The sequence below is a fragment of the Wolbachia endosymbiont of Aedes albopictus genome (assembly GCF_024804185.1).
GTDB lineage: Bacteria > Pseudomonadota > Alphaproteobacteria > Rickettsiales > Anaplasmataceae > Wolbachia > Wolbachia pipientis_B.
The window spans coordinates 65,740-80,491 of record NZ_CP101657.1; the positions used below are offsets into that span (position 1 = coordinate 65,740).

Consider the following 14,752-nt stretch of genomic DNA (forward strand, 5'->3'; position numbering starts at 1 on the left):
TCCATAAATTCATTTGCTGGGGTTTTTAGGCGCTTTATGAGGGGGTTATAAAAAGATCTATAAAGGACGTCTGAGATGCGTAGTAGCATTCTAGGGTCATCTATGAAGGTAGTTTTTTGCCAACTCTTGAAATTTAGCTAAATTTACCACTTTAATAGACTTCAGCATAAAAAGGTTGAATATTTCTTCAGAATTGTGTATAATTATTAATGCTTTTTAGGTACTCTTGCTATGGCTCTCTCGAAGTTTCTCAATCCAAAATTAGACTTAACCTTCAAAAAAGTCTTTGGTACCGAAAAAAATAAGAACATTCTTATTCACTTCCTCAATGATATCTTAGGATTTACCGGGATAGATATTATACAAGAAGTTGAGTTTCTTAGCGCCTATATGGATCCTGAAGTCGCCTCTGATAAACAAAGCATCGTTGACGTCCTTTGCAGGGATTCTAGTGGACTCAGATACGTGATTGAAATGCAGCTCGCTCGTGATAGAGGCTTTGAGAAACGTGCTCAGCTATATGCTGCTAAAGCTTATTTAAGGCAGGTTGGAAAAGGTGGCGAGTACATCGATTTAAAAACAGTATTCTTTATTGCTATTTCCGATAATACACTATTTCCTGAGGAGGTTGAGTATATTTCCACTCATAATATACGAGATATAAAAACCAACGGACATTACTTAAAAGACTTTCAGTTTGTCTTTATTGAGTTGCCTAAATTCGCAAAAAATAAAGTAGAGCGGCTAGAGAGTACAATAGAGCGCTGGTGCTTTTTTTTCAAGTACGCAGAAGATACTACAGATGAAGACCTAAGGGATATAGCAGAAAAATCGCCAATAATAAAGCTAGCATACGATGAATTAGACAAGTTTCGCTGGAATGAGAAAGATCTGATAGCGTACGAAGAAAGGATAATGGATCTGCGCAAAGAAGAAGGCATCCTCGCTCAAAAACTTGATGATGCTACTCAAAAAGGTAGACAAGAAGGCATCCAAATCGGTCATGAAAAAGGCAGAGCGGAAGGCAAGGAGGAAGGCATCCAAATCGGTCATGAAAAAGGCAGAGAAGCAGAGAAAATTGAGGTCGCAAGGAATCTACTTAAAGCAGGAGTTTCTATTGACATTATAACTCAAACTACTGGTCTTTCTGTTGATTATATTGAGAAAATTCAAGAAAAGAAGTTTTAGCCATAACGTTTTTTTATTAAACCCTTTATTCTAGATATTGCAATCCATTCTAATATCTGTACAATGCCTTTTTTATATAAATACTTAATAGGAGGGGTTAATGCCAACACAGAAAGAGCTTCGGGCTACGATGTCCAAAAAATTACAGGAAGCTGTTAAACATCCAGATCCAACAGTTGCTGCCGGGAGAAAGTCAGCTATCAAGAGATGGGTGGGAGTCCTTCAAGATAACTTTATGGAGCACATAAAATACTTTAAAGATGATAAGCTGAGGTTTTTGCATGAAGTGTTCCAAGATGAAGACTGCTGGTCAGGTATAAGATTAAATAATGCTGCTTTAGGTCAAAGGTTTACTGAAGAAAAAATAGGTGAAATAGATAATCCACTTTCAGAATATGATATAGCTTGTAGGTATTGCGTAGTAGATAAAATTCACCATCTCTTTCAAGAGCAGTTTGAATCTTACAAAGGTAGTTTTTCCTCGAATGCAGTTGATGGTTATGGTAACCCTGTAACTGACATATACATAAGAAACTCACTGTTGAACGGTATGAAAAGGGAAGATCCTGTATTAAGTTTCTGGATCGATAGAGAATCTGGGGGATTAAAGCAACCAAGTAACGCGTCAGAAGGTTTTGACAGTGCTGTAAAACTTGAATGGAGCGAAGGGGTAGAGTATTTTTATAATCATTTAAAAGAAGAAGATAAGGAAAAGAAACTTACAGAAGCTATTATTGCTCTTTCTCGTCCTCAATCTGTTGAGAAAGATGCTCCTATTTTAGATTTTTGTATAAATAAGATAGTCGATAAAGATACTCTTTTACAGAAATTGCTGCGGAAAGATAAGGGAGTATATTCCCTTCTTGCTGAATTAATAGAGTCATGTTTTTTTGATACGGTTCATGATTTGGTACAGTGCTGGTGTTATAAAGGCGTTTCAGCAGGAGGAGACTGTTCGGACAAGATATTCTCACAGCGAGACTATGAACTTTTTCTTTATTCACTTTCAAATGTGATGTTGAAAAATCCTGAGTTAAGTGTTCAAGCTAGATCCCTTATTATGGAGATTTGGAAATGTGAACGCTTTACTGAATACAGAGAGACCTCTGTTAATACTTCTAATTATACAGTTCCTATAAAGAGTGTACTTGGGGGATTAATCATTAATTGGAAACGAGAAGATGTTTGTAAGCCCGATAGGGAAATAGAGAAAGAAGAAATATTAGATATAATATCATTTGCTAAAAGTTGCTTTCCTGAAAAGTTTGACCTTTTTAAAGAAGTCATGATAGAAAACCTTAGAATATGTGGTAGGGAAGGAAAGAAGAAAGGTGTAGATTACGGCAAGTTTGCAGAAGAGTTATTTCTTCAGTTAGAGAAGGTAACTTTACCTTCTGTAGGTGATGGTCCTTGGAATAATTTGCGGTCTCAATCTAAGGTATCTTTGCCACTTGATGATGGCCCACAGTCTGAGTTTGAAGCTCCTAGTGTGAGTGGTATTTTTGGGTCTCATAAGAAAAGAAGAATCTAGTCTACTCATTAATGTAAGTGGTTTTTCTGGTCTTAGCAAATAGAGAGGTGCTTTGTGTCTTTAGTAAGAAGTTTAGTGGATGGAGATCTTGATGGTTTTAGACAAGAGTTTGAATCCTTTTTAGATCAATGTCCATCTTTCTTGCATTATGTGAATGCAGGTCGTTTTCTTCCTGTATTCTTTTTTAGTATGTTTGCTACTGCTCATGATGCAGGCATTTTGAATACAGATGAGAAAGTCTATTTTCGTTTTGATAATCATGGTATTGATACAGGTGGTAGAAATAGAAATACAGGAAACCTAAAAGTTGCTGTTTATCGTGACGGACAGCAAGTTGTCAGGTGTTACAGCATTTCTGATCGTCCTAATAGTGATGGGTTGAGGTTCAGTACAAGGGAGAGAGATTCTCTAGTACAAGAAATTATACGGCAAAATCCAAATTTAAGGGAAGAAGACCTAAATTTTGAGCAATACAAAGTATGCATGCATGGAAAGGGTAAGAGTCAGGGAGAGGCGATTGCAACAGTATTCGAGGTGATTCGTGAAAAAGATTCTCAAGGTAGAGATAGATTTGCTAAATATTCAGCGTCTGAGATTAGCCTTCTGAGGCATATAGAACGCAATAGGCTTAGGGGAATTAATGCGCCTGCGCCACGCAGTGTGTTGACAGTTAAGGAAATAGGAAGTATACGACTCAATCAAGATCAGAGAGTACAGCTTGGTCATTTGGTCAATTTTGTGCAAGTTGCACCAGGTCAGCAAGGGATTTTCAATTTTATGGAAGTGCTAGCAAGTAACCAAAGAATAAATGTAGAACGTGGAATAAATGAAGGAATTTTGCCATACATAACTCGAATCTATCGTAATTACCTAGGCAGCCTACAAAATGACATTCAAAATCGCAATCAAAAGTTTGAGAGTCACGGATTTTTCTTAGGTTTGTTAGCAAATTTTAGTCATCTCTACACAATAGATATTGACCTTGACTTGTCTCCTGGAAATTCATATGTTGCTTTTCTTGTACGTCATCAGGCAGAGAGAGAAAACATTCCTATCGTTATTAATGTTACTAGATGGAGGACATCGTCTGATATTGCATTAAACCGCGCTAGAGGTGATGCTAAAAGATTACATGCTTCTTCATTTATATCTATTCATACTGAATCAAGAAATGCTGTTTGTATTGGATTAAATTTTAATCTAAATATAGATCCTTTTAGTGTTGATACAGTAGAGTTTTTAGAGAATAGATTTCCTTTAGTACAAAGATTGTTTGAGTATATAGAAGATGAAGAGGTTGGAGAGAATATTAGAGATTTCTTACTTCAACATCTTCCTGGTGAAATACCAAGGAATGCAGAGAATTATAATAGAATATTTGATTGTATAACTGGTTTTGCTTTTGGGAGTAGTGCTTTTGATAATGGGTATATACCAATACAAAGGAATGGAAAAAGAAGTAGGTTGCAGGCAACAAAACACATATTCAGATATGATGATCCAGATTTAAGAAGATGTTTAACTATGGTCTTTCATGTTCAAGGTTTGCCTATAGTCATACTTGACGTTAGAGCTTACAATGTGCAACAACAAGGAGCAATCAATTTAGAAAATCTTAATATTAATGGAAATAATGTTCATGTATGGGAAGTTTCATGCATACTTAATGACCAATTTGAGCTAGATATTGATCAACCAAATGACCTTGGTTTATATCACGATTACCAAAATGCAAATAATTTTCTTGCTGGTGATCTTATACAAGTGCCTAATGCTGAAAATGTACATAATGCTTTGAATCAAGTTATGAATAATGGCTGGCAAAATAGAGATCAGCATAGAGTATTACTGATGGCTATTTCTAGAGTATTAATGCCAGAGAATATGAACGGTGATGCAATAATAGATGTAGATAGCAATGACAAGTTTAGGTCTATGTTACATGGTGTATTTTATGCTAGTGACGATCCTGATAAAGTGTTTGCTATTTATAAAGTTGGTCAAACATATAGTTTGAAAAGGGGTCAGGAAGAAGAAGGAGAAAGGGTAATACTCACAAGAATTACAGAACAGAGATTAGACCTTTTATTATTAAGACAACCTACAGCAGATACTCATCCGATTGTATATGTATTAGGATTTGCTGATAATGCAGAAGAAGTAGCACAAAAGGAGAATAACGCAAAAGATCGAATAAAAGAACTTATGAACAAGCAAAGGGGATATTTGCCTATTACTCCTGGAAATGAGGTGGTTTTATCTTCTGCTGTATTTAATGCAGGTGCACAGAGAGTAGAAGATCTCATATCTATTCCACAAGAACTATATATACATAGGCTTGACCGCAGTACTAGAGGATTAGTGGGACCTGAAAGTGTTATTGATGAAAATCCACCAGAGGGTCTATTATCAGATCAGACTCGTGAAAATTTCAGGCGCTTTTACACGGAAAGAAAACCAGGACAGAACTCGATTTTTTTGCTTGATATAGATGATAATCTGCACGTTCCATTTAGTTACTTGCAAGGTACTAGAGCACAGGTAATAGAAACATTAAAGTCAAGAATAAGGGGAGGTGATAATTCCATTCCTACAGCACAAGAGATAAGAAGACAAATAAGAGATATTCTTGGAAATCAAGGGATAGAAGTAAATGATCTACTTACACTAGAATTTGCGACGAGAAATGAACATTATGATTACTGGCTTCAACAAATTGATATAGCTCACGCTGGAAGATTGCGATATCAGCTTCGTACTGAAGGTAATCACACTTTTGAAGTAGCTAATTTGGCAAGGAATGACGGTAACGAACACATTGTTAGAGTATTAAATCAATTTAGGGAAAATGAAGAACAACAGCGTTTAACTTTAATCATTACTTTAAATAATACTCATTGGGTTACACTAGTGATTGAACGTCAAAATGGGAACTATGTTGGGTACTATGCTGATTCAACTGCTACTGCTGTTCCAGGTGGTATTACCGATATCATTCAAAATAACTTAGGAAATAATATCAGGATTAATAATGTTTCTGTTCGTCAGCAAACAGATGGTTGGAATTGTGGTTTATGGGCATTAGAAAATGCTACAGATATTAATAGAGTCCTAAATGAAAATCCTGGAGAACAAGTTCAGAATGTTGTAAATATTATGCGTGATTTTCTTGGAAGAGGCCACCCAAACAGAGATAGAAATTACTTTCAGAACATAAGAGTGGGCATTTCACAATTATTCAGGAATGATCCGGGATTTCAAGATGTGCAATTGCAAGCATACATTCAAAATAGAGAACAAATTGATCCATTACTATGTACTTATCTAGAATTAGGATATCACAGAGTGGGAGGAGGGTGTGGACCAGTAGAAGTACCTATATCACTTAGTGTTAGTGATTCCAGTAATTTTGGTGACCTGCCACAGTCAAGCTTAGAAAGCCCTGAAGCTAGTCGTGTTTCTGACCTTAGCAAAGGTAAAGGCGGTAGGTAGAGGTAATCGGTAGATGAAAGGAGTGTAACAAAAACCTTATGCGTCAAGTAGAGATTGTAAACAAATTTACAGAAGTTAAGGTGGGTAACCTGTTTTTTTCTACTTGCAGCAATGTTTCAAAAAGTATATGTGTCGAGTTGGGTAAGGTCAGTTAATCCATAGCTAGCCTTATGAGATTAAACTACCACTTTCTCCTCACTTTTGTCCATAGAACCTAGCTATTGTGGTCTGGAACTTTGCTGATTGATCTATATGTATCTCTTCAAATCACCTGATCTATCAAATCTTGAGAGTTGCAGATTAGTTGATGGCTGTTCTTCATTTATTTGAAAATTTTGCTCTAATTGAAAAGGTAATTCGCATTCGAGATTATCTGGTATATTCTCATTCGACTTTAAACTACTACTAACTGTCATTTCCTCTGATGAAGGAGATACAAGAGAGAAATTTAACTCTGGCAACGCATCCATAGTTGAGGATTGTAGACTAGTTGATGGCTGTTCTCCATTTTCCAGTCTAGTTAAAGATTCTGTTTCTTTCGGTACTATATTTTGGCTATATAATTGACTCGCTTCAGCTCTTTTTCTTTTTTGTACTGGCGATAAACTATCTTTATTGGAGTCTTCAGTGCTTAGATTGTTTGAACTCTCTTTATTGTTTGAGTAGAGTCTTTTTAGGGTATTCTGAGCATCTGGCGTACTTTTTCCTTTTAAATGTACCCCATAATCTTTATATTCATCTTCACATAATTTATCAAATAGAGTTTTAAATAAAAAAGCAGCTCGGCGCGCAGCACAATCGAGTATATTGAAAGCAAACTTCTTCTCCTTTCTGAGGTAACTCCTTAAAGATTGAACATGCTCTTTCACACTTTATCATATCTAGTATACCACACATAACAGAGTATTTAAGATTTTCTTTAACACGCTCTATATATTCATCTTTGCGTTGATCTAATTTATCAAATAGATCTTTAAATAAATTAACTCGTTGCACAGCACAATCGAGTATATTGAAAGCAAACTCCTTATCCTTTTCGAGTAACTCCTCAAAGATTGAACATGCTCTTTCACGCTTTATCACATTTAGTATATTGTACATAGCAAAGTCTTTAAGATTTTCTTTAACATGCTCTATATATTCATCTTCGCGTTGATCTAATTTATCAAATAGATCTTTAAATAAAGTAGCTCGTTGCGTAGCACGATTGAGTACATCGAAAGCAAACCCCTCCTCCTTTTCGAGTAACTCCTCAAAGATTGAACATGCTCTTTCACGCTTTATCACATTTAGTATATTGTACATAGCAAAGTCTTTAAGATTTTCTTTAACATGCTCTATATATTCATCTTCGCGTTGATCTAATTTATCAAATAGATCTTTAAATAAAGTAGCTCGTTGCGTAGCACGATTGAGTACATCGAAAGCAAACCCCTCCTCCTTTTCGAGTAACTCCTTAAAGATTGAAAACGCTCTTTCACGCTTTACCACACTTAGTACACTGTACATAGCTGTCAAGCCTTCAGGCTTTTCTTTAGCATGCTCTATATATTTATCTTCGCGTTGATCTAATTTATCAAATAGATCTTTAAATAAAGCAGGTTTGCGCGCAGCATAACCGAGTGTATTGAAAGCAAACTCCTCCTTATTTTCGAGTAACTCCTTAAAGATTGAAAACGCTCTTTCACGCTTTACCATACTTAGTACACTGTACATAGCTGTCAAGCTTTGCTTTTCTTTAACATGCTCTATATATTCATTCTGATGGTCGGGACTAAGTTTATGAAATAGCTTTCCAAATTCCCATCCTTGTTGGTAAGCTAACCTGTCTAACTTGCCCACCTCTTCACTGCTTATGTTATTATGCATTTCTGTACCATTATTACTAATTAATAGTATATTAACTTTTATGAAAAATCAATATAAAGTATTCAAAAAAAATAAATATTTTTATTGTGAAAATAGGAATTTTTTTAGATCTTTTCGTCATGCTGTTAATTCTATTTTCCTATATCATTATTATGAAAAACCCTATAATTCTCTTTAGCTTTTGTTTCTTCTCTTAACAGCACCACATCTTCTGGAAATAATTTATCCGCTAAACATTCTAATTTTTGATTTGTTTCTATATCATATATATTGGTATCAACGGCTAACAAAATAGGCTCCAGCTTTATCAATTTGTTTTTGGTACAAAGTAACCTAACTTAGGTATTACAAAATCATTAGGTTGCTTGAATGGTTTCTATATCCTTCTTATTCCACCTATTAGCTTAAGCTGACCCAATACTTGACATTTAAGTAGTCGAAAACTAACTCTAATTTTATTATGAATTTAGTATTACTTTCATAACCACTGTCCATAACATTTATAGTATAGCTCTTTTTAAAATAATCCGAACAGATTATAATAATACAATGCTGGCCTCCTTGCTTACAACAGCTATAAAGATGTTTTCATCTCCGTTCGGAGTATTATTAAAAGGGCTATACATGCTCCCATTTATCTCACTCTTAACCATATATCCTTAGTAGAAGGAAATAAATCTATATTAATTTAGTATTAAATATTACTAAAAACACAAGTAATTTGATCATTTCAACAACCAAAACCAGCAAGCGTGAGAACTTTTTGTTTTGGGATGAGTTGGTTAACCAAGTGATACATACGAACTTTTTTATATGGTGATTTTATTATACGCTAGAACTAGCCATATTAGCCTATTTTCACCGCATTTATATACGAACTAATTTGCTTAGCTTTGTTGCAACAATTTCACACTTTTATTTTCACAACGCCGCTTTTATTTAAATTGCTCTCACAAAGGTAGGTACTATTTTCGTGTTTTTGAAGAAAGTAAATATTTAATTTTTTTGCAACGCTAATAAACTTGTATTTTTATAAAAAGTAATTTTTTAATACCCTCTATGGTAGAAAGGCTATATAAAATAATATTTACAAATTCAAACCTTTCACACGATAGAAACTCCAAAACTCTTATTTCCTCCAAGAAGGTCCTGCAACTAAAGATTCAATATCCATGTTCTGTAACTCACTTAGAGGCAGATCTCCACTTTTTATTTGTAACAGTAAGTTTTTATAAGCTTCATTTTTTGTTTCTGCTTCTTCAGTTCTTATCTTTGCTTCTTGAGCCTTTACTTCCACTTTCTTTCTTCCTTTTACTAATACCAATAATTCCTTTTTGTCTACCTTCTTTTTGTTTTTTTGTGACTCCTCATATTTTTCTTTTTCAGTTTTGAGCATATTCTTTAAATCTTCACATTGTACATTTAAATTTTCAATATCTTCTTGTTGCTTAGCTGACTTACACTCGCTTTTTAAGTGTTCATACTCATAGCATGCACTCATATACTCACTTGCCAAACCTTTTTGATTATCAGTGTTATAGTCCAAGATAAGACACAATTTAGTTCCTAATTCAATTACCTTTGACTCTAATTTGTCCTTTATTTTAATACAGTAGTGCTTTGTTAACTCTTTATAGCTCATGGGCTTTGCCGTTTCTTTGGATAGGTAAGCTAGCAAAGTTTCCATTACTTCTTTCTCTTCTTTTAATTCTAACAACCTTTCTTGATATAGCCTCAGTCTTCTTTCATCTACAAAAGTGTTGAGCTTCTCTTGCTTTATTTTCCTTTTGCACCTATCTATATGATCTTGATCCCACTCATAACGCACTTTCCATTTCTCTGCAAAATCTACTTTGCCTGCACATACATCCTTTAAATAACTAATTTCTTCCTCATACCTTTCTACCATTGGGTCATACAATGGTACAAAATACTCTACTAACGATTTCATTCTTTCCTTTTTTTCTTCTAGACACTTTTCTCTTTCTTTAATTCTTTTCTCATCATTTTCTATCTCATTACCTAGATCCTCTATTTCCTCTTCTTTTATTCTCCTGTAGTTTTCTTCTATGTCTTCCAGCTGCTTCTTTTTCTCTCTATGCAAAAGTTTCTTTTGTCTCAATACAATGTATTCTCTTGCTAATTCCCTATATTCAACTAATATTTTATCTTTTTCATTCAAAATACCTGCTTTTTCGCTTCTATAATTTTCCATCTTAAATGTACCTGGTGACCTTTCGTACTTGAAAAACCTTTCATCAAAAACGCTATATCCAAAATTGGCACCCTCTGGCCCAACCTTAGAGAGAAGATGATTATAAATTGCTAGCGCTTTTTTTCCTCTGTTTTCTAAGCTGTGGTGTAAATTCTTCTCTTCCTCCTCCCTTATCTCTTTTATTTTCCCTACTCGCCAAGTTAGAAATTCACCCAGTTGACACGAAGTGTAGGAACAATTTGTATATTTTTCGAAATCATCAAGTATTATAAATATCGGATTGTTAACATTTTCATTAATTAATGTAAAAATCTCTTTGGCTTTTTCGTGCTTATTTCTGTCTGGGTGATATTGAAATAGCATTTTTTTTAGCACATACACTAATTCAATATTATAATCACCTACCAGCTCTAATAAACCAAGTGATTTTAAAACTTCTCCTAAAGTGGCCTTTTCGTAATCTATTCCACTTAATATTCTGTACAGATTTTCAACGCTTTTGTTTTCAGATATTGCCCTATTTTTATAACAAGAGGGAACAACTTCCCAAAAAAACTTCTTCGTTTCATCAAATAGAATATTATACCTGTACTGTTCTTCTTTATCGATCTTTATGCTAGTATATTCTCTAAGGCGAGAGACATGCACTTCAAATTCATCATTAGCTATCTCCTCACTACGTAATGCCTCTACATATTCCAAAAATCTTTTTCTTATCTCTTTATGGTTTACAAGTGTTGTCATAAGAAGGTGCTCTTTATACTTTTTGAATGCTTTGCTGTCAATGCTATGCAAATATGTTACATGCATTGCAAACTCCGAAGCGCTTACTAACCCTCTTATTGACTCAACATAACCTGAATACCCTTCATTCCTTGGATGACTCAACATAACCTTCTCACTATACATTTTAACATATTCTTTAGTTCTATTTGCAAAACATAAGTCAAGTAAACCTGGCCACCAAGAATACCCGGCATACCAAGAAATGGCAGACAATACTGCCCAACCCGATAGAGCTAATAATCTTTTCTTTCCATTAAGTTGAGCACATAAAATTAATGACCCTAACCAAAAAGAAAAAGTTAATGCCCCTACTTTCCAAGAAATAATCTTTCTTGTATTTGCATAATAGAGCACATTACCGCTCAGGCAGAATGCTATCTTTTGCTTGCCAAACTCATTAAACAACTTACCTACTTCTACGTAACTATTTGGAACATAACTACTTTGCCACTTAAGTTTTTTGTATAGAGCATCTTTTAGCTTTTTACGCTCTAAAAACTTGATGAATTCTTCTATTGTCATTTTTTATGAGAAGGTCCCGCAACTAAAGATTCAATATTCATGTTCTGTAACGCACTTGCAGGTAACTCTCCTCTTTGAAATCTTGTAATAATATCCACTAAAGTTTCATTTTCTTCTACCTTCTTTCCTTTCTCCTTCTCTTGTTCTGCTTCCTTATTATCTTTATCCTCAATCACTATAACTTGACTAGTACTTGTACACGGTTGATCTGGCTGACTAAGTTCATCCATATATCTCATTCTATTACATATGATATTTTCAGCAAGTTCATTAAATTTAATAGATTTTGTATTGAAACAAGATGCACTCTCACTACTAACCTTCTGTGCGTTTTCAAACACTGACAAAACACTTGATAAATTAACCCACTTTTCCTTGCTCTTTTTTATATTTGCTATTTCTGCCTCTACCTCCTTACATCTTTCGTTAAATATATCACTTCCTGCTACTACTGAGCATTGTAAATATTCTAAAAAAACTTCAAACATCTCTGTTGCTCTGCCTAAGTCTTCTTGTGCTATCTCTAACTCATTCTGAGCATTTCGTCTTGCATTCCATGGTCTACCTACATCAACTGCAGTATAAGCTAAACAGGCACCAACATACAAAGCAGCATATGCTAAACTATACCATGGTATAACAACCATAGGAACTAGTGCAGCCCATTTCCATGAAGGTTTTGTGTATTCTTCTTTCTTAGAGTTGAACTTCTTTTGTAATTCATATAGAACTTTTTGTTTTTGCATGACTTGCTCTTTGATAATCAACTCATCTTTATTGTATTTTACTAAGGAATCTGCAGCTTTTTTGGTTACAGTATTGTCAGGTAAGGCGTCACTAATTTCCGCAAGAGTAAATATGTCTTCTACTTTAAACTCTTTAAAGTTTTCTACTGACTGTAAAGATCCTTCCACAACAAACTCATTAAACATTTGAACATACTGTGAAGATCCTTCTACAACAAATTTATTAAATATTTGAATATCTAGATCTAGTCGTAAGCTTGCTTTCATTGATAGCATATCGCTATATAACTTCCTAATCACTAAAAAGCCTGATTTCTTTAAGATCTCTTCATCCAGTTTTTCCCTTACTTTCACTTTTGTCTTATCTTTTCTTTCTTTTTCTAAATTAATATTAGCACCATTGCATATTAATAATAACGCACTATCTTGTTTTCCTTGGATAACTGCTTCTAAAAGTATATCATCTAGAACACTTTGCTCTACTTTCATAACCTTATCTGGTCTCACTTCATTAATTATTAGTTCAGGTATTTCTCTAAACTTACTGTCACACTTGTTGATTTCTTCCCTTAATCTTGTATTTACTCCCTCTACAAGAGACTGGTAATCTAACTTACTGTTGTCTACTAATTGATCCATTATTATATCTTGTAGATGATCAAATTGCTCTTCACTGCATCTATCACTAACAATTTCTTTTAAAAGACGTGATACAACTTCCAGAGCAAATTGATTTTTTAGCTTTTCGATAAACACATCCTCTCTTCTTATATCCTTAGGAAAGTATTTATGTAATATGTGACCCTCTTTTTCTTTGGCATCTTTCTTTACTGTATTCACTAATTCAGTGTACCACTCTCTTAAAAAAGAACGATCTTTTATTTTTCTTAGAGAGTTCTTATATTTAATAATTTCACTTTCTTGCTCTGTAATTCTTCCTCTAAGAACGCTTAATTCTTCACTAATTTCCTTTTTTTGCTCCAAACTTCCAAAAGAATTTCTCTCTATAATCCTTTTCACAAGGTTTTTTGATTTATGAACAAATGTGCCATACATTTCAACTATTTGCTTTGTATCCATAGAGCATAGGCTACTTATTTCAGTATTACGTATATAACTAATAAGATCCTGATCTGAATTTGATGAGCACATATAATCAGTATTACAAATAGAATCATAACTTTTATCCCCTTTATTAGTTATAGGAAGTAACATATTCGTTAATCATTCCTTTCTTACATCTTTACTGATATCTGAAACTAACTTAGAATGTAAATTTGAATTTGTATTATCACTAATGCATAATGCTCTACTTTGCTCTTCATCCTCTCTTATCATATTATCTTTATACTGCTTTAAACACCTTTCTTGTACTTTGTACTCACCATGAAGTCTTGTATTCATGATATTAATTTTAGTAGTTATAAAATTCGAGTAGTATTGTAAAAGTCCAATTGGATTGCGAATACCGATGAACGCTTGTAGTAGTTTTAGATCTCCTGTTCTAATTATACTCTCTACTTGTTCTTCAAATGGCTTATCAAAAAAATCTGGCATATTACCTCTCTAGTGATAAATTAAGCATACCTTAACTATCATTAAATTACAAGTCAACACTTTTTTTTGCATAAATTTTTAATTAATTTTAAGTTAAAACCTGACCATTTGTTGAAGGCATTCACCATTGTGGTTCCGTATAGAAGAAATTATCTTGTTTATATCGTCTTCAAAGGAGGATGAGCAGATTGTTCTGTGTCTTCCACTTTTTCTAGCTTTGTGCCAGGCTTTAGAGTATTATACAATGCATAACTCATACAAACTGATCCAACTATCCCGCCAACTACCGCTATGGCGTACATTTTCAATATATAAGCTACAATACTGCTATGCCGCACCAACAACACCAGCTACAATTGGTTGATTTGATGATTTTTCGTCTACAGAATTTCCTTCACTATCAAAACATGCAGCAGAAGAGGGGCTGTTTGACTCTACAGTAGTTTCTATTTGCGCTTCTTTGCTGCTTTCACTTATAGATTGAAGATCTTCACTATTTATATTATATAATTTAATATCAGTATCAATTACAGATTTATGCTCTACATCACATACTTCATGCACTTCCTCTTCACTTTTGCCTGTTACAACCTGCTGCTTTATGGTTACTTCTTTATTAAGAACTTCTTCTGAAAGTTTTTTGCCTTCTTCTCTTGTTGTGCTGCTAGAAACACTTGGCTTTTGTATCTCAGTTTCTTTTAAACCCTTCCTATTTTTAAATTTTTTAGCAATACCTTTCAATAGCTTTGGCGTTTTCATAGTGCTTATTCCTCCTATAAGATTTATTGATTTAGTTGTAGTAGTTGAAATAGCAAACCGGTTTAGTCCATAAGCTTGATGCTCTCT

9 protein-coding genes and 1 pseudogene are annotated in these 14,752 nt (G+C 34.0%); 3 read left to right on the forward strand and 7 right to left on the reverse strand.

Annotated features, from left to right (window positions below):
* Positions 1–231 precede the first annotated feature (231 nt).
* The 3 genes from NHG98_RS00315 (at position 232) to NHG98_RS00325 (ending at position 6,211) form a co-directional block, all read left to right on the forward strand.
* Positions 232–1,188: an Rpn family recombination-promoting nuclease/putative transposase gene (locus NHG98_RS00315; RefSeq protein ID WP_259245419.1), complete on the forward strand. Its 957-nt coding sequence runs from the start codon at positions 232–234 to the stop codon at positions 1,186–1,188.
* Between the two features lie 100 nt (positions 1,189–1,288).
* Positions 1,289–2,719 (forward strand): cytoplasmic incompatibility factor CifA, encoded by a 1,431-nt coding sequence (locus tag NHG98_RS00320; protein ID WP_096617583.1) that lies wholly within the window; start codon positions 1,289–1,291, stop codon positions 2,717–2,719.
* A gap of 54 nt (positions 2,720–2,773) precedes the next feature.
* Positions 2,774–6,211 (forward strand): cytoplasmic incompatibility factor CifB, encoded by a 3,438-nt coding sequence (locus NHG98_RS00325; RefSeq protein WP_310437604.1) that lies wholly within the window; start codon positions 2,774–2,776, stop codon positions 6,209–6,211.
* A gap of 248 nt (positions 6,212–6,459) precedes the next feature.
* Here NHG98_RS00325 and NHG98_RS00330 read toward each other — a convergent pair whose 3' ends face one another.
* The 7 genes and pseudogenes from NHG98_RS00330 to NHG98_RS00360 all read right to left on the reverse strand — a co-directional run bounded on the left by NHG98_RS00330 (position 6,460) and on the right by NHG98_RS00360 (position 14,665).
* Positions 6,460–7,080 (reverse strand): hypothetical protein, encoded by a 621-nt coding sequence (locus NHG98_RS00330; RefSeq protein WP_096617747.1) that lies wholly within the window; start codon positions 7,078–7,080, stop codon positions 6,460–6,462.
* Positions 6,977–8,080 (reverse strand): hypothetical protein, encoded by a 1,104-nt coding sequence (locus NHG98_RS00335; RefSeq protein WP_096617745.1) that lies wholly within the window; start codon positions 8,078–8,080, stop codon positions 6,977–6,979. The genes NHG98_RS00330 and NHG98_RS00335 overlap by 104 nt, the downstream gene beginning before the upstream one ends.
* A 173-nt stretch (positions 8,081–8,253) precedes the next feature.
* A pseudogene (locus NHG98_RS00340) lies at positions 8,254–8,569 on the reverse strand (IS4 family transposase); the annotation flags it as partial.
* 640 nt (positions 8,570–9,209) lie between these two features.
* A complete protein-coding gene (locus tag NHG98_RS00345) occupies positions 9,210–11,603 on the reverse strand; it encodes a hypothetical protein (RefSeq protein ID WP_096617741.1) in 2,394 nt (797 codons plus the stop codon).
* Positions 11,600–13,564, reverse strand: coding sequence for a hypothetical protein (locus NHG98_RS00350; RefSeq protein ID WP_096617739.1), 1,965 nt, complete (start codon positions 13,562–13,564; stop codon positions 11,600–11,602). Before NHG98_RS00350 ends, NHG98_RS00345 begins: the two co-directional genes overlap by 4 nt.
* A 9-nt stretch (positions 13,565–13,573) precedes the next feature.
* A complete protein-coding gene (locus NHG98_RS00355) occupies positions 13,574–13,906 on the reverse strand; it encodes a hypothetical protein (RefSeq protein ID WP_096617737.1) in 333 nt (110 codons plus the stop codon).
* Positions 13,907–14,233: 327 nt separating this feature from the next.
* Complete coding sequence (locus NHG98_RS00360) at positions 14,234–14,665, reverse strand: hypothetical protein (protein ID WP_259245420.1); 432 nt, start codon at positions 14,663–14,665, stop codon at positions 14,234–14,236.
* Positions 14,666–14,752 lie beyond the last annotated feature (87 nt).